General features: G+C 36.5%; 24 protein-coding genes and 1 tRNA gene. 10 read left to right on the plus strand and 15 right to left on the minus strand.

Annotated features, from left to right (window positions below):
* Positions 1 to 63 precede the first annotated feature (63 nt).
* The 9 genes from EV201_RS06680 to EV201_RS06720 are packed head-to-tail and all read right to left on the minus strand — an operon-like array spanning position 64 to position 7859.
* Positions 64 to 1827, minus strand: coding sequence for an NADH-dependent [FeFe] hydrogenase, group A6 (locus tag EV201_RS06680; RefSeq protein ID WP_278043091.1), 1764 nt, complete (start codon positions 1825 to 1827; stop codon positions 64 to 66).
* Positions 1828 to 1848: 21 nt separating this feature from the next.
* Positions 1849 to 3639, minus strand: coding sequence for an NADH-quinone oxidoreductase subunit NuoF (locus EV201_RS06685; protein WP_130306821.1), 1791 nt, complete (start codon positions 3637 to 3639; stop codon positions 1849 to 1851).
* 19 nt (positions 3640 to 3658) lie between these two features.
* The gene (locus EV201_RS06690) at positions 3659 to 4051 is read right to left on the minus strand and encodes a (2Fe-2S) ferredoxin domain-containing protein (RefSeq protein WP_130306823.1); all 393 of its coding nucleotides are present in this window, start codon (positions 4049 to 4051) and stop codon (positions 3659 to 3661) included.
* Between the two features lie 37 nt (positions 4052 to 4088).
* The gene (locus EV201_RS06695; protein ID WP_207224404.1) at positions 4089 to 4619 is read right to left on the minus strand and encodes an ATP-binding protein; all 531 of its coding nucleotides are present in this window, start codon (positions 4617 to 4619) and stop codon (positions 4089 to 4091) included.
* Between the two features lie 19 nt (positions 4620 to 4638).
* The gene (locus tag EV201_RS06700) at positions 4639 to 5376 is read right to left on the minus strand and encodes a PHP domain-containing protein (protein WP_130306827.1); all 738 of its coding nucleotides are present in this window, start codon (positions 5374 to 5376) and stop codon (positions 4639 to 4641) included.
* A gap of 5 nt (positions 5377 to 5381) precedes the next feature.
* Entirely contained in the window at positions 5382 to 5717 is a 336-nt protein-coding gene (locus EV201_RS06705) for a serine kinase (protein WP_130306829.1), read from the minus strand.
* Positions 5718 to 5724: 7 nt separating this feature from the next.
* On the minus strand, positions 5725 to 7083 hold the full coding sequence (locus EV201_RS06710) for a [Fe-Fe] hydrogenase large subunit C-terminal domain-containing protein (protein WP_130306831.1): 1359 nt from the start codon (positions 7081 to 7083) through the stop codon (positions 5725 to 5727).
* 5 nt (positions 7084 to 7088) lie between these two features.
* Positions 7089 to 7502, minus strand: coding sequence for an ATP-binding protein (locus EV201_RS06715; RefSeq protein WP_130306833.1), 414 nt, complete (start codon positions 7500 to 7502; stop codon positions 7089 to 7091).
* 9 nt (positions 7503 to 7511) lie between these two features.
* Positions 7512 to 7859: a hypothetical protein gene (locus tag EV201_RS06720; RefSeq protein ID WP_242610463.1), complete on the minus strand. Its 348-nt coding sequence runs from the start codon at positions 7857 to 7859 to the stop codon at positions 7512 to 7514.
* A gap of 520 nt (positions 7860 to 8379) precedes the next feature.
* Between EV201_RS06720 and EV201_RS06725 the strand changes: the two genes are divergently transcribed.
* From EV201_RS06725 to hpf, 5 genes are all read left to right on the plus strand, one after another.
* Positions 8380 to 9186, plus strand: coding sequence for a hypothetical protein (locus EV201_RS06725; RefSeq protein ID WP_130306835.1), 807 nt, complete (start codon positions 8380 to 8382; stop codon positions 9184 to 9186).
* Between the two features lie 125 nt (positions 9187 to 9311).
* Positions 9312 to 10328 (plus strand): glycerophosphodiester phosphodiesterase family protein, encoded by a 1017-nt coding sequence (locus EV201_RS06730; protein WP_130306837.1) that lies wholly within the window; start codon positions 9312 to 9314, stop codon positions 10326 to 10328.
* 87 nt (positions 10329 to 10415) lie between these two features.
* Positions 10416 to 11612 carry a sodium:calcium antiporter gene (locus tag EV201_RS06735; RefSeq protein WP_130306839.1) on the plus strand — a complete coding sequence of 399 codons (1197 nt, stop codon included), beginning with the start codon at positions 10416 to 10418 and terminating at the stop codon, positions 11610 to 11612.
* Between the two features lie 67 nt (positions 11613 to 11679).
* Positions 11680 to 12324: a hypothetical protein gene (locus tag EV201_RS06740; RefSeq protein ID WP_130306841.1), complete on the plus strand. Its 645-nt coding sequence runs from the start codon at positions 11680 to 11682 to the stop codon at positions 12322 to 12324.
* 249 nt (positions 12325 to 12573) lie between these two features.
* The gene (gene hpf, locus EV201_RS06745; protein ID WP_130307673.1) at positions 12574 to 12861 is read left to right on the plus strand and encodes a ribosome hibernation-promoting factor, HPF/YfiA family; all 288 of its coding nucleotides are present in this window, start codon (positions 12574 to 12576) and stop codon (positions 12859 to 12861) included.
* Positions 12862 to 12915: 54 nt separating this feature from the next.
* Here the strand turns inward: hpf and EV201_RS06750 are convergent, their stop codons facing one another.
* Complete coding sequence (locus tag EV201_RS06750; RefSeq protein WP_130306843.1) at positions 12916 to 13353, minus strand: (4Fe-4S)-binding protein; 438 nt, start codon at positions 13351 to 13353, stop codon at positions 12916 to 12918.
* Positions 13354 to 13612: 259 nt separating this feature from the next.
* Here EV201_RS06750 and EV201_RS06755 point away from each other — a divergent pair.
* A tRNA-Trp gene (locus tag EV201_RS06755) sits at positions 13613 to 13685 on the plus strand.
* Positions 13686 to 13750: 65 nt separating this feature from the next.
* Here the strand turns inward: EV201_RS06755 and EV201_RS06760 are convergent.
* The 4 genes from EV201_RS06760 to EV201_RS06775 form a co-directional block, all read right to left on the minus strand.
* Complete coding sequence (locus tag EV201_RS06760) at positions 13751 to 15313, minus strand: NAD(P)/FAD-dependent oxidoreductase (RefSeq protein ID WP_130306845.1); 1563 nt, start codon at positions 15311 to 15313, stop codon at positions 13751 to 13753.
* 24 nt (positions 15314 to 15337) lie between these two features.
* Entirely contained in the window at positions 15338 to 16057 is a 720-nt protein-coding gene (gene porT / locus EV201_RS06765; RefSeq protein ID WP_165389606.1) for a type IX secretion/gliding motility protein PorT/SprT, read from the minus strand.
* 51 nt (positions 16058 to 16108) lie between these two features.
* Complete coding sequence (gene ubiE, locus EV201_RS06770) at positions 16109 to 16879, minus strand: bifunctional demethylmenaquinone methyltransferase/2-methoxy-6-polyprenyl-1,4-benzoquinol methylase UbiE (RefSeq protein WP_242610464.1); 771 nt, start codon at positions 16877 to 16879, stop codon at positions 16109 to 16111.
* A gap of 88 nt (positions 16880 to 16967) precedes the next feature.
* Entirely contained in the window at positions 16968 to 19124 is a 2157-nt protein-coding gene (locus EV201_RS06775; RefSeq protein WP_130306849.1) for an AIR synthase related protein, read from the minus strand.
* Positions 19125 to 19458: 334 nt separating this feature from the next.
* Here EV201_RS06775 and EV201_RS06780 point away from each other — a divergent pair, with 334 nt between their 5' ends.
* Genes EV201_RS06780 through EV201_RS06790 form a run of 3 tightly spaced genes read left to right on the plus strand, consistent with a single transcriptional unit; the run spans position 19459 to position 22106 of the window.
* Positions 19459 to 20217 (plus strand): SDR family oxidoreductase, encoded by a 759-nt coding sequence (locus EV201_RS06780; protein WP_130306851.1) that lies wholly within the window; start codon positions 19459 to 19461, stop codon positions 20215 to 20217.
* A gap of 53 nt (positions 20218 to 20270) precedes the next feature.
* On the plus strand, positions 20271 to 20834 hold the full coding sequence (locus EV201_RS06785) for a hypothetical protein (RefSeq protein WP_130306852.1): 564 nt from the start codon (positions 20271 to 20273) through the stop codon (positions 20832 to 20834).
* Between the two features lie 48 nt (positions 20835 to 20882).
* A complete protein-coding gene (locus EV201_RS06790; RefSeq protein ID WP_130306853.1) occupies positions 20883 to 22106 on the plus strand; it encodes a C45 family peptidase in 1224 nt (407 codons plus the stop codon).
* Between the two features lie 334 nt (positions 22107 to 22440).
* Here EV201_RS06790 and EV201_RS06795 read toward each other — a convergent pair whose 3' ends face one another.
* Positions 22441 to 24093 (minus strand): BamA/TamA family outer membrane protein, encoded by a 1653-nt coding sequence (locus EV201_RS06795; RefSeq protein WP_165389607.1) that lies wholly within the window; start codon positions 24091 to 24093, stop codon positions 22441 to 22443.
* A gap of 654 nt (positions 24094 to 24747) precedes the next feature.
* Here EV201_RS06795 and gap point away from each other — a divergent pair.
* Positions 24748 to 25755, plus strand: a complete 1008-nt coding sequence (gap, locus tag EV201_RS06800) for a type I glyceraldehyde-3-phosphate dehydrogenase (RefSeq protein ID WP_130306855.1) — start codon at positions 24748 to 24750, stop codon at positions 25753 to 25755.
* The last annotated feature ends 116 nt before the right edge of the window (positions 25756 to 25871 follow it).

A 25871-nucleotide genomic window follows, 5' to 3' on the forward strand; every position in this document is an offset into this window, starting at 1 on the left:
TGGATATGAACCACATGTAATATTCTAATAAATCACATCCCGACTCTCAAATCTACTGTAATACTATTCAACCTCTATTTCATTTTGCTTGTCGAAGTAATGTGTGTGAAGCAACTTATGTGACAACTCGCCACAAGGCTTACCTAAGAATTCTTCGTACAATTTAATGATATATGGATTCTCATGAGATTTACGGATTGCTTTCCCCTCATCTTCGCGATAAAGAGCTGCAGCACGTTTCTTCAAAATAGACGAATCTCCATGATGCAACGGCTGACCGCCACCACCAATACATCCACCAGGACAAGCCATGATTTCAATTGCATGATATTCAGATTTACCATCACGAACCTCTTCAAGTAACTTACGAGCATTACCCAAACCGTGAGCAATACCTATGTTAAGTTCTAAGCCATCGAAATCGACTTTAGCACTACGAATACCTTCCATACCACGAAGCGCTTCGAAATCGACTTTCTCAAGAGTTTTTCCTGTATAAACCTCATAAGCTGTACGAGCAGCAGCCTCGATCACACCTCCTGTAGCACCAAAAATAACACTAGCACCAGTCGACTCACCCAAAGGATTATCAAAATCTTCCTCAGGTAAAGTTTTGAAATCCATATTGGCCTGCTTGATCAAATTAGCCAACTCTCGAGTTGAGATAGAATAATTCACATCAGGATCACCATCTACCTTAAATTCATCACGCTGACATTCGTATTTCTTAGCCAAACAAGGCATTATAGAAACCACAATCATATCTTCACGCTTAATTCCCATCTGCTTAGCCAAATAGTTTTTAGCGATAGGACCAAACATTTGTTGTGGAGAACGTGCAGTAGAAGGAATCTCTTTCATCTCTGGGAAATGATGCTCAAAGAAATTCACCCACCCCGGACAACATGAAGTTAAGATAGGTAATTTCACATCCTTATCACCAGCCAAATGGGCACTTAAACGACCTAATAGCTCAGTACCTTCCTCCATAATAGTCAGGTCGGCAGCAAAATCAGTATCGTAAACATTATCAAAACCCAGGTTACGAAGGGCTGAAACCATCTTACCAGTCACCAAAGTACCAGCTTCCATACCAAACTCTTCGCCTAGAGCAGCACGAACAGCAGGAGCCGTTTGTACAACTACAGTCTTCTTAGGATCAGCAAGATCTCTGATCAACTGGTTTGTGTGATCTTTTTCTGTAAGAGCTCCTGTAGGACATACAGCAACACACTGTCCACAATAGGTACAAGTCGATTTTTGAAGATCCATTTCAAAAGCCGGAGCAACGACTGACTCGAATCCACGATTTACAGCAGAAAGTGCACCTACAGTCTGTACATCATTACACATCGTTTCACAACGACGACACATGATACACTTATCCATATCGCGAATGATAGATGGCGAATAGTCAACTTTATATTTTGACTGCTCACCTTTATAGTGAATCTCACGAACACCTAAGTTCTGTGCAATAGTCTGCAAATCACAGTTTCCTGATTTCGCACACACTAAACAGTCGAATGGGTGATCAGAAAGCATCAACTCCATTACAGTTTTACGAGCATTCAAAACTCTCATTGAATGAGTTTTGATATTCATTCCTGCTTCACATTTCGAATTACATGAAGGAGCTAAATTTCGTCTTCCTTCAACTTCGACAACACAAATACGACATCCACCTGGCTTATGCTCGATATTCATATCGTTAAGGTGCATGTAACAAAGTGTTGGTATATCGATACCAATCTCCTTTGCCGCTTGAAGAATAGTGGTGCCTTTAGCAACCTCTACTTCTTTATTATCAATGGTTAATTTTATCATTTGTTCCATTTTTAATCCTCCTTATTGTATGCTAATGGCATTAAATTTACACTTATCCATACAAGCACCACACTTAATACATTTATCAACGTCGATAATATGAGCTTCCTTACGTTCACCAGAAATACAATCAACCGGACAATTACGAGCACAAAGTGTACAACCCACACAAAGCTCAGGATCAACCACATATTGCATCAATGCTTTACACTGACCTGCAACACACTTATGATCTTCAACATGAGCCATATACTCATCATAGAAGTTCTCAATAGTAGACAATACCGGATTAGGCGACGTTTGACCTAAACCACATAGTGAAGTATCTTTAATTACAGCACTCAGATTACGTAATAAATCCAAATCCTCTTTAGTTCCCTTACCTTCTGTGATTTTATCTAACAGTTCATAAAGACGCTTATTACCTACACGACAAGGCGTACATTTTCCACAAGACTCTTCAACAGTAAAATCAAGATAGAATTTTGCCATAGACACCATACAGTCGTCTTCATCCATCACAATCATTCCGCCCGATCCCATCATCGAACCAACAGCAAGCAAGTTATCAAAGTCGATAGGTGTATCCAGATGTTTCTCTGTCAAACAACCTCCGGAAGGACCACCCGTCTGAACCGCTTTAAATTTCTTGCCATCCTTAATACCACCACCAATTTCGTAAATTACTTCGCGAAGTGTGGTACCCATTGGCACCTCGATCAAACCAACATTGTTGATCTTACCAGCCAATGCAAACACTTTTGTACCTTTTGATTTATCGGTACCAATAGCGCTAAACCAGTCAGCACCTTTGTTGATAATAACAGGAACATTAGCAAATGTCTCAACATTATTTACGTTGGTTGGTTTGCCATTATAACCTGATTCTGCAGGGAATGGAGGCTTAACAGTTGGCTCACCACGAAGACCTTCCATCGAGTGAATCAAAGCCGTTTCTTCACCACATACAAAAGCTCCGGCTCCATAACGCATTTCAACATCAAAATTGAAACCAGAACCTAAAATATCTTTTCCTAATAAACCATACTCACGAGCTTGTCCGATTGCAACTTTCAAACGCTCAATCGCAAGTGGGTATTCGGCACGTATATAAATCACACCTTTATCAGCACCCATTGTATAACCACAAATGGCCATTGCCTCAAGTACTGAATGTGGGTCTCCTTCTAATATAGAACGGTCCATAAATGCACCTGGGTCACCCTCATCTGCATTACAAACCACATATTTTTGATCCGCTTCATTCTTAGATGCAAATTCCCACTTTAATCCTGTTGGGAACCCTCCTCCTCCTCGTCCGCGCAGACCAGATTTCTTAATGATATCAATCACATCCTGTGGTGTCATTTCGAAACACTTACCTAATGCACCATATCCATCACGAGAAATATATTCCTCAATGTTCTCAGGATTGATAAATCCACAGTTTCTAAGAGCAATACGAATTTGTTTCTTATAGAAACCCATATTTTTCGCATCACTAACAGTTTCTTTCTTATCAGGATCGGTGTAAAGCAAACGCATTACCTGACGTCCTTTTACAATATGCTCTTCAACAATCTCAACAGCATCCTCAGGCTTCACCTCAATATAGAATGTGTTGTCCGGAAGAATCTTTACAATGGGTCCTTTTTCACAAAAACCAAAACAACCTGTTGTTACGACCTGCACTTCATCCTCAAGCCCCTTGGCTTTAAGTGCATCCTCTAAATTTGTTTGAATAAGCTCACTCTTAGATGCGCGACATCCTGTCCCTCCGCAAATAAGAATATGCATTTTATACTTTTCCATAATAGTGTTTGGGTTAGGTTTAGTCAATCGTATTATAGTTTACAGGAATAATTCCATCAACCAACTCACCATGCTTAACGTATTTCTCAATAATCTCATCGGCTTTTTTCACATCAACATCGCCAAAAACGATTGGGTCTTTACCCGGCATTTTGACTTCGATAGTTGGTTCTGCATAGCAATAGCCCATGCATCCGGTTTGGGTAACAACAGCTGCAATTCCTCTCTTTGCACTTTCTTCAATAAAGAAGTTCATTACCTCTTTTGCTCCGGAAGCGATACCACAAGTAGCCATACCTACTTTTATTTGTACCATACTATCCGGGGCGTTACTCTTTTCTCTAAGATCCATTTTTGACTGAAGATCTTCTTTCATTCTCTTCAGATCTGCAAGAGATTTTACTTTTGCCATAATCTCAAATATTAAAGGTTAATAACTAAAATTCTATTTATATAATCGTCTTGATATTCTCATTTATCATTTCCTTAAGATAAACCAGAATATTGGGGTCATTTAAAGCAACCCCTTCCAAAACTTCTTTTACTTCTCTGGTATCAAACACATATTCTCCCTTTGGGGTCACATGTTTATATATAAAATCCATCTCTACGTTTGCGCCAACCAACAACATCATGGTTTCAGCAATATTCCCTAAAACAGGCCTGTCGATATTCGAATGAGAAAAGCTCACCTCGAGCCGGGTCCCTTTTCCCTCTTCTGACCAAATATCCAGCCCTCCTCCGGTTTGCTCAGCATTTTGTTTTAAAAGCGAAATACCCAAACCTACTTTTCTAGTTGTGCGAGAAGTAAAAAATGGGTCACTAACATTTTCCAGAACCTCAGGCGACATACCACATCCATCATCAATGAATACCAGCTTATAAACGTCTTTTTTCACATCTTCAAATATCTCCAACTCAACAAGTTTTGCTTTTGCTCGTACTGAGTTCTGGATAATATCCATGATATGTTCTGACAAATCCCTCACTTCTTCTTATTTATAAATCTACAAATCGCCCACCTTCATTTCTCAAAGCCATTTTCACTTCCTCAAAGCTGGCTTCCATCATCTGAAATTTTGTACAGACTTCACCAACAAGATCGATACAATGAGCATCGGAGCTTTTTATAAATGTTTTATCTTTCAAATACGCATTCTTTTCCAGGAATGACGTTTTACTAATATGTTTGCTTATCTCAAGTGCATCCACATTCAGATCAAAAGGCACAAAGCCCAATTGTGAGATAATGCTATTTTGTGCTTTATTTATATGCGCTGGTATAAACAAACCTGACAACTCATGTACTTTTTGTTCTACCTGATCAATACTTTGGTCTATAGCTGAAATTAACAACCACTCAATCTCATCAATAATTTCATCAGCCTCATTAACCACAACCTGATAACCAAACCGATCATTATCATTCGGAATATGGGGCAAGTGTGCTTCAAGATAGGATTGAAAAACCGTCAATTTTTCTTCAGTTTCAAAAAAGCAAAGACAATGTACCTCCTCTTTTGTTGTCACCTCAGCTCCCATCACGACCATTAAACCCTCCCTGGCTGCCATCTTTTTAATTAAGGGAGCATGAAGAGTTGTGTTATGATCGCTTATGCCTAAAATATCAATGCCTCGCTCTCCGGCCTTTTTCACAATATTTACCGGACTCATCTCCAAATCTCCACAGGGAGAAAGTACGGTATGTGTGTGTAAATCGACTCGAAAGGTTCGCATAATCACTAGTCACTTATTAATTTGTAAAGTTTTCCGGTCAACTCAAAAGCTTCTTCTTCTGATGACAAAATTGGAATCCCTTCAAGATTACTTTGTTCTGCCGCATCAGCCTCTGGCTCATAACCTTTAACCAAAACAACAGCAGCCAATTCCTTTAGCGAAGCGATGGCCATTATATTCTTATGAGTTTGTAAGGTAATCCAAACCTGATCAGCATCAGCATTTCCCATAACATCGCTCAATAAATCAGAAGTATATCCACCCTCAATTTCTTTATCAAGACCTTGTTCTCCAGAACATACTTTTAAGCCTAAGGCAATTACAATATCACTTACTTTCATATTTTTATTAGCTGTTAAATTTCTTTTTTTCGAAACGACCTTTCCCCCACGTTTCCTCTGATATGTCGAATGATTCCTGAGGACTAATCAGTTCTTCTTTCGTTAACATCTTTTGCAAGAAAACACATTGGGTCATCTTAGCACGTCCCTGAACAATATCCTCTGCAAGCACTTTACACTTAGGAGCTCCACATGCGCCACAGTCAATCTCTGGCAAAACACGCATGATTCGTTGGATCTTTTTCATTTTATCCATGGCGATCATCATATCCGCATCCAAACTTAAAATTGATCTGGGCTCAATTTCCGATATAGCCATATTATTCAGTAAGTAGGGGCGATAAGTCGAATACATCTCTTCCGTTTCAGCCTGTTTTTTTATCTCTTTCTGAGCACGTTTACTTAAACGCTCTACGGCTAAGAATCTGTTTTCGGTACTCAAAACACCACCAGCACAACTTCTATCACAGGCTCTAAGCTCAAGAAAATCAACATCTGTAATCTCGTCATTCTCTAACTTGTCCAGAAAGGCGATCACATTATGAATCTCATCTATAGCCAAACAACGTCCTGAATACTGAGAAGCCTCCCCATTGGTTAGGGTCCAGTCTATACTGGTTTTAGATAAATGACGGTAATTGGACACAGTCTGTTTTTCCTGACTGGCATGTTTAATACTAAGCATGACTTTATTATAGATAAAATCCATATTAATCACACCATCTATCAACATCTCATCCTCACCTACAGGTGATTTCACAGAGGCAATTTTAGCAGCGCAAGGTGTTACATAAAAAATTCCAATCTCCTCACTCTTATAACCTTCATCTATTAATTTTTTACGATAAAATTGTGATGAGATATCAACAACAGGTTTTAGCCTGACAATATTTTCAACCAGGGATGGGAAACGGACTTGTATTAGACGCACAACAGCAGGACAAAAACTAGAGATAAATGGGCGCATTTGAGAATGCTTGCGCATATACTCCTTGGTGCCCTCTATTAATAAATCAACCGCTTCATCCACTTCAAACACATGGGTAAAACCCATTTCGCGGATAACATCATAAATCTGTTCTTCGGTAATATCATCGGGAAATTGACCTAATAAAACTGTAGGTAAGATAGCCACTCGTTGCTTGTAGCTGAATATCTGATTAAAATCGTCTTGCTCAACGATTATTGCGTTAACCGGACAGGCCTTTAAACACTCGCCACAATCAACACAAGCATGCTTATTTATATCAGCAGTTCCTGATTTCACACGAATTGCCTTTGTAGGACATACATTCATACAATGTGTACAGCCAATACAAACGTTTTCGACAACTTTAAGTGCGTGATAAAAAGGAAGCTTTTCCATGTGTACTAATTTAAATAGTTAATTAGTTCAACTTCGGTTCCAACACCAACCTCGGATTTTATATTGAGCTCATTGGTATTTTTCTTTATATTAGGAAGGCCCATACCTGCTCCAAATCCCATTTCACGAACTGCTGGAGAGGCGGTAGAATAGCCTTTTTGCATAGCCAAATCGATATCAGGGATACCAGGTCCCTTATCGACAATTCGCACCACAATTTTTTCAGGAAAAATAGAAACATTCATTTCTCCCTCGTAAGCATGAGCAACAACGTTCACCTCAGCTTCATAAATCGAAACAACAATTCGCTTGATCAGCTTTGGGTCAACATTCAATTTTTTCAGAACTTTCTTTACATCACTTGAAGCTGTACCTGCCTTCGAAAAATTGCCTCCTTCTATATCAAATTTAAAATCCATAAGTCAGAATTAATAAACCGGCTCTAAACCCATCTTACACAATAACGAACACGCTCGAAACATAGAATAACCACATTCAATAAGAGTTATCCCACTTTCTTCAGCTAAACGCTTCATTTCTTCTGAAGCTTTTTTATCACGAACAAATAATATGTACGGAATATCAGACATCTCAGATGTTCTAATTGTCTGCAAATTATTCAAACCTGTAACAAGCAAGAGATTATCTGAATCAATCGTCAAAACATCACTCATCAGGTCCGAAGCAAAACCAAAATTTATATCCTGATTTAAATCTGTATTACCACAAACAAGCTTGGCATTCAATTCATCTAATATCTGAGATACTTTCACCATTCCAAACTGATAATTTATGTTTAATTAAAGCTACGAACAATGATGCTAAGATAAGAAATAGAGTAAGATATCTTAACGCTAAGGGGGGGAATAGAACGAAAAACAGAAAATACATATTTAGTCTAAATAACTATGCTTCACAGCAGCTTTTATTGAGAACGAATTTGGAAAACTCCTGTAAATTAGACATTAGTAAAATTCATTTTTTTCAGAACGATAATACGTGCTAAAAAACACAAGGAAGACCTCATTTTTACTGAATTATTTATTTTCTTAGACATCAATTCAAATTGACATAAACTGAACTAAAACTGAATCAAAATTGTAAGACTTTACAAAATTGAATTGCCCTTTCAGTAATTTGAATTATTTTATCAAAATAATCCATAAAATACATTTAAGGATCAATTATGAAGTCAAAGATTCACTCAACACACTTGTTTTATTTCATTAAGTTAATAATTTGGCCTCTCAAAGCCATTTGAACTCGAATTAATTTAACTCTTTTTTTCTCTAATTCATGTACAAGAAAAACCAACATATATTAATAATCATTCAAAATCTGAATCCGAATAAAAGCAGCTTACACCATGCTGTGGCACTCACAAAAATTTTCAAAGCCAAAATTCTGGTAACACCTTCTCCTTTTTCGAAAAATAAAATACAGCAAACTGAAATAGAAGATTACATCTCGGATACTCCCGAAGCCCGATTTCTCAAAATCGACCAATCAGATCTTGAACCAAACAAATGCATAGAAAAACTTAATATCATTTTCATGCTTGTACAAGTTGATCAAAAAAATGATTTCAAATTTTTCCTCAAAAACAACATCTTTAATTGGGTTCTGACAGCAAAGATTCCCACCATCCTTATCGGAGATAAAACATCAAACAAAGCTGATTATTCAAACATTCAAATTCCAATTGATCACAAAAAAGAATCAAAAGAAAAGATGATTTGGGCTAGCTATTTCGGACGATTTAATAAAGCGATCATTCATCTTATTCCGGCTAAGGAAAAAGATAGCACCTACATGAAAACCATTAGAAATACACTCCTATTCACAAAAAAAATGTTTACCCAGTTTAATTTCGATTATAAAATAACAAAGTCGGAAGTTGCTAGCAAACAAATCGATGAAGAAGCATTTTCAAATCCAGCAACTAAAGCATCAGACCTTGTCATTTTGATGACAGGAAAAGTGCAGGGAGTCTTCTTTCTAAGATTCAATTCGAAAAAAATAAAACACTTTACAAACACATACCCTAACCCAATTCTACTTATCAATCCTTTAAAAGATTATTATTTACCCTGCGAAGGTTAATAAAGGATATCAGTCAAACAAATCATAATACATTGTTAAAATTGACATATAAATCTTAAATTTAAGAGTAATAGTCTATCGATAAAAAAACTCATCGAGCATCTCATCCTTAAATTTCAAGATATATGAAACGGTATCTTCTCGCATTACTAATTGTGTTTATTCATGCATTTCCGACAAAAAGTGAAAACCACAGAGACCCAAAGACAAAAGAGAATCATGAAAACAGAGTTGATTCTCTTCTTAAAATATTACACTCCAATGATGATGGATATGTCATGGTGGCCGCACATAGAGCAAACTGGAGTCAGGCTCCTGAGAACACCATACAAGCCATTAAAAATGCGATGGCTGTTGGAGTGGATATTATAGAAATTGATGTTAGAATGACCAAAGACCATCAATTTGTTATAATTCATGATAAAACTCTTGACAGAACAACAACCGGAACCGGTAAAGTCTCAAAATGGACACTAGATTCATTAAAAACTCTATTCGTTACTGACCGAACAGGGAAAGCGACTTTAGAAAAAATACCAAGTCTTGAAGAAGCTTTGGTTCTTACCAAAGGTAAAGTTCTACTCAACCTGGATAAGTGCACAAAGCATCTCGAAAAAATAACAGAACTTCTGATAAAAACCCAAACGCTCAACCAGGTCATTATAAAGACGAAAACAGATTTTTGGAGAACTCGACTGCATCACAAGTGCTCCCAAAATAAACTCATTTACATCCCAAAAATTGATAAGCATAAACGAAATCTGGAATATCAGGTTGAGAAATTCATTGAAAAACATGAACCGACCGCATTCGATATCCGATTAAGTCCAAAGGATTCTTCAATATTGCCGCTTATTAATAAAATGAAAAACAAATCATGTCGAATATGGGTAAGCACAACTCCAAACGAGAATATCAACTACAGAGGTGAGACAAAAAAACACATCGATTCAAACAAAAAATGGGACTGGGCTTTGAATATGGGAGCTAATATCATCATCTCCGATGAACCCGGTTCACTCATAGACTACTTAAGATGTAAAGGATTTAGAAACAAAAAAGACGTCCAAAAACCTGGTAATAAGGTAGAGGATTCTAAAACTCTAAGTAGAAAAAACAAGTCGATTACACCCAAAATTTAAATATGGACATTCCTGTTTTTAATTCAAAAAATACCTTTATTTTCGAATCGTAAATACAATTCAACCTACAATCAACTGTAAAAAGACATGGATTTATACAATTTTGTATTCCATACATGGTATGGTGGTTTATCTATCATGATCCTCTGCTCCGTTATCATTGCCAAATCGTGCGATGTGTTCGAAACAGCAACTGATTATTTGGGACGAAACATGAGTGAAGGTGTAAAAGGAGCGTCATTAAATGCAATTGGATCCTCTATTCCAGAACTTTTAACAACTGTATTTTTCCTTGCATTTGCATCGCATGCCAATTTAGCTCGAGATTTAGCTGCCAGTATAGGTGGTAATACGGGGTCTGCTATTTTTAATAGTATAGCAATCCCCATGCTGGTTATTGGATCAGTATTGGCAACCGTACCTGGTGTTGTTGGGTTGAAAATAAGTAAAAAAGTAATACTGAGAGATGGCTTGTTTTTAATTGCAGCCGAGATTCTACTCATTATCTTGCTTTCCAGTCAATACATTACACATTGGCATGGATGGGCATTTACCATATTCTACCTCATATATATTGGCTACACAATCCTGTCAATGAAAAAAGGGCAAAAGGCAGAACAACAAAGCGAATCATCTCAAGAAGAAGGCAAGTATCTAAAATATGTTTTAAAGGCAAAAACGGGCAGAAAAGGCAGAAGCTGGTTGCTACTTATCATGTCAACACTTGTTATTGCAGCAGCATGTGCAGGTTTGGTCGAAGGTTGCAAAGGCATTTCTGATGCACTTGGCATCAACCCCCTATTTGTTGCACTAATTTTAATTGCTGCAGCCAGCAGTGTCCCCGATACAATTATCTCCATCAGAGATGCCAAAAAAGGCAACTACGATGATTCTCTGTCAAATATTTTAGGCTCAAATATTTTTGATATATCCATTAGCCTAGGCTTACCACTTGCCTTGTTCCTATTAATCACAGGACAAAGAATTGAATTCACAGAAGCAGGTGCAACTTTAGTCGATATTCGGGTAGTCCTCCTAATCGTCACTTTGATAACAATAGGAATTTTTTACTTCAGTCAAACATTGAAAAAACGTCATGTTTTTATATTAGGAATTCTCTACACTGTATTTATTCTATATGCGATTGGAGCAGCCGAGTATTATACAGGTAGCAAATCTTACCTTGCAGAAACTGCCGGCTCATTTATTAAATATTTAAGACAACCTGGAGGTCTGGGCGAATGGTTACAAGAAATTGCCAACTATTTCACATCTAACTGGTAAAACATTTTGTATTTTTTGATTATCAATTTAACTTTAAAACACATTAGCCACCATAATTCTTAATATCATGTTCAGCTCTTTCGAGATTATCTACAAATTCTCTTTACAACTCCTTCTGAGTTTTTGGATTCTAATGTGGTCGATGTGTTCGTGGTACGGTATAGAATTACTAATGGGAGCAAATATATGGCAGATTCCAGCTTCAATTGTTGGAACACTTATAGCCGTAATATCAGGCATCTATTTCTACACCATACTTTCCATCCCATACAAACTTTCCCGAAAATTTGATAAAATAAAAGATAAGGTCGCCCTTGAAGAATACACAAGTTGCGATGATTTCCAGAAAGAGGTTGCCAATTTTATTATTGATTTCTTTAATTACCCAGGAGCAAATGTCATTGGGGGAAATTTTCATTTCAATAATTGCAAAAGTTATATTCGGAACTCAGGAGAAGACATAAAAAAATTCAGATCGGATACAATTACAAAATTTAAACTTAAATCCGGGAAAAGTGCTGTTTATGTACCCATAAAAATAGCAAACCACAATTTGGGTGACATGCTACTTATCATGGAAGGCCAAACTCTTCCCCTTTTTAAGGGTATGATTGCCGACTTCGAAAATTATTTCCTGGACGATCAACTCTATCATGTCTTGAATTCTGTATCCAGAAACGGTAATAAGAACAAAAAAAACAAAGGAGCTTAAAATCTTTTGCCCGAAAAGTCAGCCTTTCACAGCTGGAAATTAGTCGCTTAAGTTTAACGCTTGTTTTTTCATCATAATTAATCCCCAGTTTCGCTTTCTTTATTGACTTTTTTTACCTACTTTCAAAGTAGAAAGATTAATCAAAATGGCTATTACAAGCCAAGTGTACACATTTATCACCGATCGGTTATTATTTAACGAAATATTAACTCATGCTCTTTCGAGCAATAAAATATAGGAGGAACTGTGATGAATATGAAGATGCAATCCGTAGGTTTTAAAGCAGATAAGAAACTTGAAGCTTTCATCAATCAGAAGTTGAGCAAACTAAATAAATTTGATAATAACATTTGTGACTATAACGTCATTTTAAATATCGAAAATTCAGATCCTAAAGCCAATAAAGTTGTCGAAGTAAAGGTAAATGTACCTGGAAATGAACTTTTCGCAAGAAAACAATCTAATTCTTTTGAGGCGGCAGCAGAGCTTGTTGCTGATGCATTAAGAATTCAGATCTTAAAAAATAAAGAGAAATAATATCTCTACTTTAAATAAGAAAGCCCTGATACATTTTGTATCAGGGCTTTCTTTTTAATCTTCAAAACCAATTTTGTCATGAGTGCCATCACAAAAAGGTTTGTTGGATGATCCCCCACATCGACAAAAGTATGTGTCTCCCATTTTCACACCTCTTTTCCCATTCACATCAACTAATGTTATGGTGCCTTCAACTAACAAAGGGCCTTTACTCAAAACCTGAACTTTTAATCCGGATTCAAGAGCCATAACTTCATCTTTGTTTTCTTCTTTTGGCATATTCACATAAAAAGACAATGCTTTGGTTGGACACTTTTGCACTTGTTGCATAATTTCCTCATTGGTTGCCGCATTCATTTTCACCCAAGGCTGAGATCCTGGCTGAAACACTCCAGGTAAACCTTTTGAACATACTTCAGAGTGAATGCATAAATCAGTACGATAAACCACTGTAATTTCACCATTACTATACTCTTTTTTAGACTCTTTCATATTCGCAATTTTTAATAACAAATCTGTTTAAATCCTTAAATCATAATTTAACACTTTAAATTGAAAAATGCCACATTCTTTTTTTTCAAAAAAATATCAAACCTCTTCTTCAAACTAAAAAGCTCATTCTTAAAACACTAGGAAAATCAATACTTACAGAACGTAAAAAACTTAATCTTTCTTTCTGAAAAGCACTTGCAGGTACCAAAAATTGTTCTACTTTTGTCAGCGAACAATGAGGTTAGAGCCTCAATTACAAACGGGCGTAGCTCAGTTGGTAGAGCACTGGTCTCCAAAACCAGGTGTCGGGAGTTCGAGTCTCTCCGCCCGTGCTAAAAAAAAAGCTTCCAAATTAATTTGGAAGCTTTTTTTATGAACAAAACTAAAACTTGAAAATTTATTCAAGCTTCATATTATAAAAGGCTTCAGCACATCGTTCACCATCCATTGCTGCAGACACAATTCCACCTGCATAACCTGCTCCTTCACCACATGGGAATAAACCCGAAACACGAACATGCTGTAAGGTTTTATTATCACGAGGAATTCTTACCGGAGACGACGTTCTGGACTCTACTCCAAGAATCACGGCATCGTTGGTTAAAAAGCCTTTTGATTTCTCACCAAACTTCTTAAAACCTTTCTGTAGACGAGATCCTATATGCTTGGGCAACCATTCATGCATTGCTGAGCTTTTCAATCCCGGTTGGTAAGATGAAATGGGTAGATCTGAACTGGATACGCCTTTTACAAAATCAAGCATCCTTTGTGCTGGAGCAGTCAGGTCCGATCCGCCTTTTTCAAAAGCCAATTTCTCTAAATCTTCTTGAAATTTAAGCCCTGCTAAAGCGCCGTACTCTTTAAAATCATCTAAATCTTCCTCCAATATCTCAACCGCCATACCAGAATTAGCAAAAGCCGTATTTCGTCTCGAAGAAGACATCCCATTCACAACCTGTTGTTGATCTCCTGTTGCTGCGGGTACAATTACACCTCCGGGACACATGCAAAAAGAATACACCCCTCGTCCATCAACCTGCTGTACAAAACTGTAACTCGCCGCTGGTAAATATTCTCCTCGTCCTTCCGGATTATGGTATTGAATCTGATCAATCAATTTCTGAGAATGCTCGATACGAACTCCCATTGCAAAAGATTTTGCTTCTACCTCAATCTTTTGAGAATCGAGTAAATAATAGATATCTCTGGCCGAATGCCCGGTTGCCAATATCACAGCCTCAGCATTTATTTCTTCACCAGACTCAATCCGAACACCTGAAATCTTATCATTCTTAACAAGCAAATGATTGACTTTTGTTGAAAATCGTACTTCACCACCAGAATTGATAATCGTTTCTCTAATTCTAACAATCACCTTCGGTAACACATCCGTCCCGATATGGGGATGTGCATCAATCAAAATATCTTCCTGAGCACCATGGAAATGCAACACCTCAAGAATTTTCTTCAAATTTCCACGCTTTTTTGAACGGGTGTAGAGCTTACCATCAGAGAATGTTCCTGCTCCCCCTTCTCCAAAACTATAGTTTGAGTCGGGATTAATAAGCCTGTTCTTATGAATTGCAGCCAAGTCCTTTTTTCGGTCTTCAACGCTTTTCCCGCGCTCTAACACAATCGGACAATAACCTAATTCGATCAACCTAAGAGCTGCAAATAAACCAGCAGGTCCTGCTCCCACAACAATCACTTTCTTCTTATCTGACACATTCTGATAGGTAAAGTCAGATAGTTTTATATCAGGAAAGGTTTCGTCATATGCGACACGAAAACGCATATTCATTTTAATATTTCGCTGACGAGCATCTATTGAACGACGCAATATTTGAATGCCGGTTATCCTGTCGCTGTTAACCTTTAGATATTTAGCTACTAGAGGTTTGTAATAACGTTCATCAGAAGCATCACGTGGACTTAAAACCAAATTAATTTCGGTAAGCATAATGATATGTAAAAAAGGTAAGATTTATTCAAAATGAAATGAAAGTGTCACCACCTTCGAACTCATCCTGTTAATAGAATAAGTGTAAAAGTCTGCATCAGGATTTTCTGAATCAAGTTTATGATTGAGAATATCCTGCAAACCAAGAGAGAATTTTAATTCAGTCGCAAATTTAAAATATGGCAGATAAAAGTCAATCCCCGCTCCCAATTCCAAACAAAAGAAATTTGGTTTTAAACTAACCATAACATTCTTTTCAGGGTCTAGATGACCGGGAGCCTGAACATCCATTTTGTAACTAAAGCCACCAACCAAATAAGGCCGGTAGTTATCCAGACGCTTTGCTCTATACTTCAATAATAATGGCAGATTTATAACAACGCTTTCCAAAATATTCTCATTAGCTGGCGTTTCCAAATCATCATCATCTGAATATAAAATTGTACGTTGTCCAAATTCCAATCCGGGTTGAAAACGTAAAGAAAAATTCTCGTGTAGTTTCAGGTCAGAAATAATTCCCACAGAGAAACCTGGAGAAAAAGTCACTTGCTCAGCTCTGACATTATCTTTGGCTGAATTCCTAATGGCATAATCCATGGCATTCAGGCCCAAAGTAAAGCCAAAATGTAAACGCTTCTGATCGACTCTTTGATTATTTAAAATTCGACCAGGACGATAATTTCCTTGTGAATAGATATAACCAGACGATAATAGGAGCAATAATATAACAAGTACTTTCTTCAAACTAAAATATGTTGTTTCAATAAATAACCCAATTATCTTAATATTATTGTTCTATTTGGTTCCAATATAAATCGAAGCAATCCCGAAACTTAATCTTTGCTCTTTAACCGTATCAAACCCACATGATTTGCAAATCTGTAAAAATTTCTCTCCGTCAGGAAAGCTTTCAACTGATTCAGGCAAATAAGTATAGGCAGATACATCTTTTGAGACAATTCGTCCCCAGAAAGGCAGAATTTTAAAGAAATAAAAATTATAGATTTGCTTAACAGGGAACTTGCGAGGTTTTGAGAATTCTAACACGACCAGCTTCCCTCCTTTATCAAGGACACGGTACATTTCACTAATCCCTTTTTCAAGATTCTCGAAATTTCGAACACCAAAAGCGACTGTAATCGCATCAAATGAATTATCGCCAAATTGTATATTTTCAGAATCACCTTCGAAAAGTGATATTTTATCTTGCAGGCCTTTTTTAATAATTTTCTCACGCCCAACAGCCAACATCTCCGTAGAAATATCAATACCTACAACAGAATCCGGATTTAACTTTAAAGCTGCAATAGCAAAATCACCCGTACCGGTTGCAATATCCAGCATGCGTTTGGGTTGATGCGATCGAAGTAATTTAATGGCTTTTTTACGCCACAATTTATCGATTCCCAGGGAAAGAAAATGATTCAAAAAATCATACTTCCTTGCAATATTGTTAAACATTAAGGCAACCTGAGCCTTCTTCCCTTTATCTAAATCTTTATATGGATTGACCACTAAAATATATTTTCTGATGATTAATAAATCTGATAGTTGAGATTCTCTCAACAAACTAAAATTGAGAAACCAGACGCAAATATATTAATTGTCAAGATAAGCCGATTACAAAACCGACTTTTATTTACACGAATCCGATTCAATCAAAAGGAGAACTTAACTTGAAATCAATTTTATAATCATCAATATAACCAAAAGGAATATCATCAATTCGCAATTCTCCTTTGGTAACATGCCCCAAAGTCGAGAATGATACGCCAAATTCCATCATCGCATCGATAAAATCGTCTTCATTTTCCATAGAAACCGAAACCACAACACGAGACTGTGATTCTCCAAACAGAAAAGCATCCTTTCTGACTTCAGCAGGCGAAGTAATATCAAAACCAAAACCTAAAGGCATAGCTGATGAAACCAAATTAAAGAATAAACCGCCTTCGTCAACACTATGGGCAGAGACAATCAACTTTTGCTTAATCAACTTTTGTACACATTCATTCACTTTTTTCTCCTCGTAAAGAGAGAAATGAGGAATCCCTAGTGGTTCGCCTTTATTTATACATTGCAAATATTGTGAGCCGGCAATATCGTTACGAGACTGTCCTATTAAGAATATCATATCTCCCTTCTGCCTAAAGATATAAGACGTGTGATCCTGAGGCATTTCCAATACTCCCAGCATTGCAACAACCGGAGTAGGCTGAATTGGAATTCGATGCCCTTGCACAGTACTCTCATTATAAAAACTAACATTCCCCCCTAAGACAGGTGTTTCATAAAATTCACAAGCTTCAGCCAAACCTTTAACGGATTCGACTAATTGAGCGTAAACTTTTTCATCCAACAAACTTCCAAAATTCAAACAATCATTAATGGCAACTGCCTTTCCTCCCGAACAGGTAATCCGTCTAACAGCCATAGCCATATTAATCTGTGTTCCTACAAAAGCATTGGAATTGCAATAGTTTGAGTTACCCGAAATCGTAAAACACAATGGATTAATCCCCTTATTATACAGAACAATAGCATCCGACGGCGAATGATCTTCTTCTATTTGGTCATGTAACTGAATATTTAATTTAACACCTATATTCTTGTCTTTTAACAGATGCCTGATCAATTTCCAGTAATCATCCGGTTCGGGAATTCTTTCTAAAAAATCTCTATGATTCACTTCAACAGAAGGAACATATACTCGATTTTTTTGAGGGGCAGAATACCCCATGACCAAATCTTCAGGAAAGAATTCAGCAACAACATCATTTTCATCAAAGAAAGTCAGCGTCTTATTCTCAACAATAGTTCCTATTTGGGTACAAATAACTTCAGATCTATTGAAAACATTCATAACATCTTCAATTTTCTTCTGGTCAACAACAAGCATCATTCTCTCTTGAGTTCTTGACAACAAGATTTGCTCAATGGTCAAATCATCCTTCAATAACGGAATTTGATTCAATTCAATATCAATACCATAATCAATTTTAGCAGCAATCGCTGAAGAGGCGGTAACTATACCAGCCATATCCATATTTTCCACATGCAACAAAGCCTTTTGCTTGGTCAATTCTAAAATCGATCTAAGAAGAGCACTTGATAAATCGGGGCTACTTTTGGCCACATCCCCACTCTCATTATCAGTAGAAAGACCATCATCACTGGTCAATTGACCAACTAAAAAAACAGCATTCCCAACACGAATATCTTTACCTAGAATAAGGTTTTCTTTAGGAACCAGGCCGGCAACCATAACGTTAACCAAAGGATTACAATCATACGAGGCATTAAAACAAACATCACTGTTGATATTTTTAACGTATTGTAAAGAAGAATAATCGTAAACTCCTTTTTTAACTTCTCCCATTAACCATTGAGTTCGATCTAAATTTAAATTCCCAAAACGAAAAGAATTCAAAGAAACAATGGGTTTCGCACCAAGAGAAACAACATCACGAATAACATCTCCAACACAAGTAGCTGCCCCTTCATAAGGATCAATTCCAGAAGGATGATTATGACTACCCATTTTAAAAACGCAGCACATGCCATTCCCAATATCAATAGCACCAGAATTTGCGACGCAAGCACCAACGACAACCCGATCATCTTTAGTCGGTAAAGATTTAATCCACTGATAAGAACTTTTGTAAGAGATCGTCTCAGCCCACATAGCAGCATAAATTTGTTGCTCCAATTCATTCAGGTCTCGTCCCATCTTTTCGGATATTGCAAGTAAAACATCCTTATAGCTTTCTAAATTCTCTGTAATCTTTAGTGTATTCGCTTTGTTTTTCATGTGTTTATAATTTTCAGATTAACAGCACATGGAAGTCGCCAAATTAACACCTAATTAATCATGGCTCGTTTCATCTGATTACCATTATTTAACATCTATGTTGTAATTTCCTGAATATCTACTTTAAAAGATCAAAACATGCTCATAACAAAATGCCTTAAAACAAGACACCTAAGTTTAGAAAGCTTGATGATTAACTAAATTTATAAAAAAATAATGAACCCTAACATCAATTAAAGACTTTGTTTCTAAATTTAGGGCTCGAAAACTCTGCTTCTATACTTAACTTTTGCAGAACAAAAGAGATATTCAAAAAAACAACAAAACTCACAATATGAACAAAATAGCCTTAATAACGGGTGCTTCAGCGGGTATAGGTGAAGCCTGTGCTCTAAAATTAGCCGAAAACGGATTTGACTTAATAATAGCTGGCAGACGTCAGAAAAATTTAGAGAGTCTGGCAAAATTAATTGAGGAAAAATTCAATAAAGATGTATTAAGTCTATGTCTTGACGTCAGAAACTACGAAGACGTTGAACGAACGATAAATGCATTACCTGAAAAATGGAAAAACATCGATGTATTGGTAAACAATGCCGGATTGGCCGTTGGTGTTTCTCCTATTGAGCAAGGTATAATTGATGATTGGGATCGTATGATTGATACCAATGTAAAAGGTCTTCTTTACGTAACACGATGTGTAAGCCCGTTGATGACTGCCCGAAAAAAAGGTTTAATTGTCAATATTTCTTCTATTGCAGGCAAGGAAGCTTACCCGGGAGGTAATGTTTATTGTGGCACAAAACATGCTGTTGAAGCGATCACCAAAGGAATGAGAATTGATCTGTTACCTCACAATATTCGAGTCAGTTCAATTGCTCCGGGTATGGTTGAAACAGAGTTTTCTCTTGTGCGTTTTAAAGGGGATGAAAACAAAGCGGAACAAGTTTACGAAGGCTTTAGCCCCTTGAAAGCAGAGGATATTGCCGACAGTTTACTTTTTATAGCAACTCGTCCTGAACATGTTTCAATCAACGATATTTTGATCATGCCTTCGGCTCAGGCATCTGCCAGAGATGTCAATCGCAAATAACTAAGAACGATCAACAATTTTTAAGTATCTTTCGTAATCAATAAAATTGTATTATGGAAAAATTGAGCACTTGCAATATCAAGCGTAACAAGAAACTCCTTGTTTCTGACATTATTAAATTTTACGAGACAAGAGGCTATACGCTTATTGATGCGAATGCATACGGAATGACATTGAAAAAGGGATCATGGTGGGGGAATTTGACCTCACTTAATCCCCTTAAATGGCGCACTCTTGTTCGCCTTGATGTCGTTAAAGTTGAAAAAATGGATTACGATCTATTGGCAAAATATAAGTTCAGTTCAGCAGGTCAATTTTCGTCTTCAAAAACAAAGCTCTTTTTCACAAAAGAAGCCGAAGCTTTTAACGAAGCCATGCTTAACTTCAAAGTCGACATTGATGAAATTGAACAGATCGGAAACGAAGCCCGTTTAGAAAACAGAAAAAAACTGCTCGCGTCATTTTTCATGGGTATTCTAATTGCCATTCTTTTAATTTTTGCATTAAAAATATATTTACCTGCAATTCTGCCCATATGGGTTAATTCAGGCATTACTCTGTTGAGTATCGTTTTCTGTAATTATATACTGAACCAACCTAATAAAACCGATAACTAACACAATCGAAAATTCGACCAAAGTTTTCGACGACCAACTCACACTAGAATGAAATTGATTAAACACATTACACTTTTAAGCTTCCTTTTAGGTCTGGCTTATGGATCTTCTATGGCCTGTACCACAGCAGTTATTTCAGGAAAATCGACCAAAGATGGTCGTCCTATTTTGTGGAAACATCGCGACTCAGAAAGCTATCAAAATAAATTACGCCTTTTCAATGATGGAATATTCACCTACGTTGGCCTAATCAATTCTAACGATACTAATGGTGAACAAATCTGGGGTGGCAACAACGAAGTCGGCTTTGCAATCATGAACTCTGCTTCTTTTAATCTGAGATCCGATAAAGATGCCAGCTTTAAAGATCAGGAAGGTATTATCATGAAAAAAGCCCTGCAAACCTGTAAGACACTTGAAGATTTTGAAAATCTGCTTTCAAACCTTCCAAAACCAATGGGTTTGGAAGCCAATTTTGGTGTTATAGATGCAAAAGGTGGTGCAGCATATTTTGAGACCAATGATGAAGGCTTTGTGAAATTTGATGCTAACGATAAAAAAGTAGCCCCAAACGGATATATCATCAGAGCAAATTACTCGTTTACAGGTAGAGAAAACGAGGGCTATGGCTATATTCGTTATATGAATGCAGAAAAAGAATTCTTTGCAGCAGCAGGAACCAATCAACTTGATCCAACTTTCATTCTTAAAAACCAATGCCGTTCTCTTGAAAATTTCCTGACCGAAGTCGATGTAAAGTCCTATCAAAATTTATCTGAAAATCAGAATAACTTTATCGTTGTTAAAGACTGTATTAATCGTTATATCTCAACATCATCCTTTGTTATTCAGGGGGTAAAAGACAAGGAAGACCCCAAGTTAACTACCATGTGGACTTTGCTTGGTTTTCCTTTGGCATCAGTTGCCGTTCCAACCTGGAGCATAAAAAATGTTGACTTACCAGCAATACTATCTGCAAAACAAGACCAGAATGCTGAATTGTGCAGCAAAACCTTAGAACTCAAAAAAAGATTCTTTCCCGTAGCCAGAGGAGCAGGTGAAGATTATATGAATACGACAGCCGCCTACAACAAGGAGGAGACGGGTATTGTGCAAAAATTGGAAAAAACGGAGAACAAAATTCTTGAATTAAGTAAACTAAATCTTCAAAATTGGAGAAAAAATGGCCTCAATAAAAAAGAATTGGAAGCTTTCTACCAAAAAGTAGATGAACTTATCAATACCGATTATAAGACTCTATTTGATTTGTAAAAACATTAACTAATCACTAAAAGCCTTAAAACACAAAACACTCACTATTTTAGTGGGTGTTTTTTTGTAGATATCCATTGGGTTGATATGGCCTTTATATCAAAAACAAAGCCCACCTACCTTAATGTAGTTGCAAATATAAAATAATTTCAAACGTTTGCGCTATGTTTAACAACTTATTTTCAATGACTAACAAACTCCAAACTTATCACTAGTTTTGACTGTTGATTTTAAATCAAAGTACTGATGAAATCGCGACTAATAATTTGAAGTTTGATGTTTAAAATGGCTGTTCATTCACATGTTCAGCCATTTTTGATTCAAAAAAAAGGGTCTAAAACTTTGATATAAAACCAAAGTGAATTTTAGCCGATTTAAAGTCAACAGACTGCCCATCCTGCTTACCTAAAGCATAGTTTAAGGAAAACACCCCAGAGCCTGCTGAGAAATTAAAACCAAAACCATACCCAATAGGTCGATCAGAAAATATTTCATTCTGGACTTCTCGTTTATACCAAGCGTAATCACAAAAAAGATAAACACTCGTATTTCGACTTGGAACAAAACGAATTTCTTGTTTTGCAATTGCATATTTCGAGGCTCTAAAGGCATCTTCATTAAACCCTCTGATACTCTTCAGGCCTCCTAAACGGAATAAATCATTTTCAAAATAGTTTTTTCTTTCCATCCACGCCCCCATAGCTTGCCAATGATAAACAAATTTTGCCCCCAGAGGAATGTAATTATACAAACTCAACGAGGTTTCAAGAATACGTGTATTCAGCTCCATATCTTTATAAAGTTCATCAGAAATATTTCGGTTCTTTCTGATTCGATTTTGCCCACCAGCAATATCAAAAATCAGTTTCCATCCCCTAAGTGGATTATAGTATCTATCTAACTTCTCATATGTATACTGAAAACCCAGAAAATTTGATTTTGAATCGGCGAAATCAGGCAAAACAGTCAAACCCACGAATTGTTTAGTCGAGATTAATCTTGAAGCTTTCGACTGATAATATAACTTTAAATGACTGTTGCCCCCCTGTTGAAAGTTCAGACCCAATCTTAAATTCGTATTCACATAAGAACTATCCTGCTTCAACAATTGAAAAGCAAAATCAGCCCCTAAATTTGAATTAAAAATATAAGGATACTCGAAAGCAATTTTCAAATACTGGCTACTCTCCTCCAGTTTTCGCCAATTAAAATGAATGCGTTCCCCTCTATGAAAAGAGTTTACCAAAGCCAAATTAACCTCACCTGTAAGCTCAAACTTATCCGTCTTTTTGTTGTTCTGAAACCCTGCAATCCCATCGAATCGATTAGCCGATTGTTTCTTCAAATAATGATATACCTTAGCCTTTTCATCAAAAAATTCAAGCTCAGCAGGTTTAATTTCTGATACGAATTCAAGTTTGTCTATCAATGAAGAAATTGCTTCGAATTTTTCTTCACAATAAACCTCACCAGGCTTCATACCAAGATAATTTTCGATAAATTTTGGATGAATGAGAGCATTTCCCCTGATCAGCACACTATCCCAAACAACAACTTGATTAAGGTTTAAATTACAAGTGCCCCTAATTTCGCCATTGCTAATTTTAATTTCGGATAAATTTAAAGCTGCAAAAGGATAGCCATGATTCAGACAATACTCTAAAATTACTCCCTGCTTATCTACACCAGCATTAAACGAATATTCCTCAAATTGATTCAAACCAAAATTTAATTTACTTGAAGCAAGATTCTTATCAGAAACCAACTCTAAATTTTTCCAGACATAGGGTCTTCCCAGATGGAATACCGCAAAAAGTGTATCAGCAACTTTATAGGTACGATCCACATTTATCTCAAGATACCCATGCTCAATAAAATAAGACTTTAAGTTTTCAAGTTTTAACTTTAAGCCTGTTTCATCATCAAACCGGTAGCGCGCCAATTGCTTAGCTTGCTTCCTAAAAATTGAAATTTGACTTCCTGACACGTTGATATAATGGACCTGATTTTGCGAAAAAAGAAAACCAGTCTCCAAGATCAGGAACAAGATTAAAAAACTTATTCTTAGGGGATAATACAATTTAATGTTTGATGAGTCCATATAATATTTAAAGGAAGTAACGAATTCCTATGACCAAAATATAAGTCAAAAATGATTGATAATTTCTGTAGTTACAAGAATATCATTATCTTTTACGAATTATTGAACAAAATTGCTTTGTTTTTCTTAATAATCCTTGAGTCTAAACTAGAAATATTAAATTTGAGCCTGATTCGAAAAAAATAACATTATGAAAAAATTACTTTATGCACTATGCCTACTTCTTTTGGTAGGAACCGTTTTAAGTTCTTGTGCAACTGACAAAAAATGTCCTGCATATACTAAAGTAGAAACGCAAAAAACATTAAAAACGGTATAAAGAATAAAAAATCTCATCAAATGAGATTTTTTTTTGCCTTATTTTCACTTAATTGCAATCGTTAGAAATTTCAATAACAACCTGAAAAACAAGACCTAAACATGCCACCATCCTCAAAAAACACATGTTTTTTTTTCACTTTTTCCTCTCTTTTTCTTATTTATTTCTCTACTTTTGCCATTCAAGAAACAAAGGGTTTATAAATTAAAACTTTATACACAATGTCAAAGATTAAAATTGGTATTAACGGATTTGGCCGTATCGGACGTTTCGTATTCCGTCAGGCTGTTGCTAAAGGTAACATCGAAGTAGTAGCTATTAACGACCTTATTGATGTAGACTATATGGCCTACATGCTAAAATATGACTCAACTCACGGTAAATTTAACGGTGATGTTGAAGTTAAAGATGGTCAGTTAATCGTAAACGGAAATGTTGTACGTGTTACTGCTGAAAGAAATCCAGCTGACATTAACTGGGGTGCCGTAGGTGCTGAGTACGTAGTTGAATCTACAGGTCTTTTCCTAACTAAAGAAAGCGCTCAAGGTCATATTGACGCAGGTGCTAAGAAAGTGATCATGTCTGCTCCATCTAAGGATGATACTCCAATGTTCGTTATGGGTGTTAACAACAAAGACTACTCAAACGATATGACTTTCGTTTCTAACGCATCTTGTACAACTAACTGTTTAGCTCCTGTGGCTAAAGTATTGAACGACAAGTGGGGAATTATCGAAGGTTTAATGACTACTGTACACGCAACTACTGCAACTCAAAAAACTGTTGACGGTCCTTCTATGAAAGACTGGAGAGGTGGACGTGGTGCTGGTCAAAACATCATTCCTTCTTCTACTGGTGCTGCTAAAGCTGTAGGTAAAGTAATTCCTTCATTGAATGGTAAGTTAACTGGTATGTCTTTCCGTGTTCCTACTCCTGATGTATCTGTTGTTGACTTGACAGTTCGTCTTGAAAAAGGTGCTGACTATGCTGAAATTTGTGCAGCAATGAAAGAAGCTTCAGAAAACGAATTCAAAGGTATCTTAGGATATACTGAAGATGCTGTTGTTTCTAACGACTTTATCGGTGATACTCGTACTTCTATTTTCGATGCAACTGCAGGTATCCAATTGTCTCCAAACTTCGTAAAAGTTGTTACTTGGTACGATAACGAGATGGGATATTCTACTAAAGTATGTGAATTAATTCAGTACATGGATTCAGTAAAGTAATCTACTGAAAACAATATTTCAAAAAAGACTGTCTATTATAGACAGTCTTTTTTTTGCACTATTAAGAACTAAATCTCAGGAACAAAAAAAGCTTGCAGAAACACATTCTACAAGCT

Source organism: Ancylomarina subtilis (genome assembly GCF_004217115.1).
Classification (GTDB): Bacteria; Bacteroidota; Bacteroidia; order Bacteroidales; family Marinifilaceae; genus Ancylomarina; species Ancylomarina subtilis.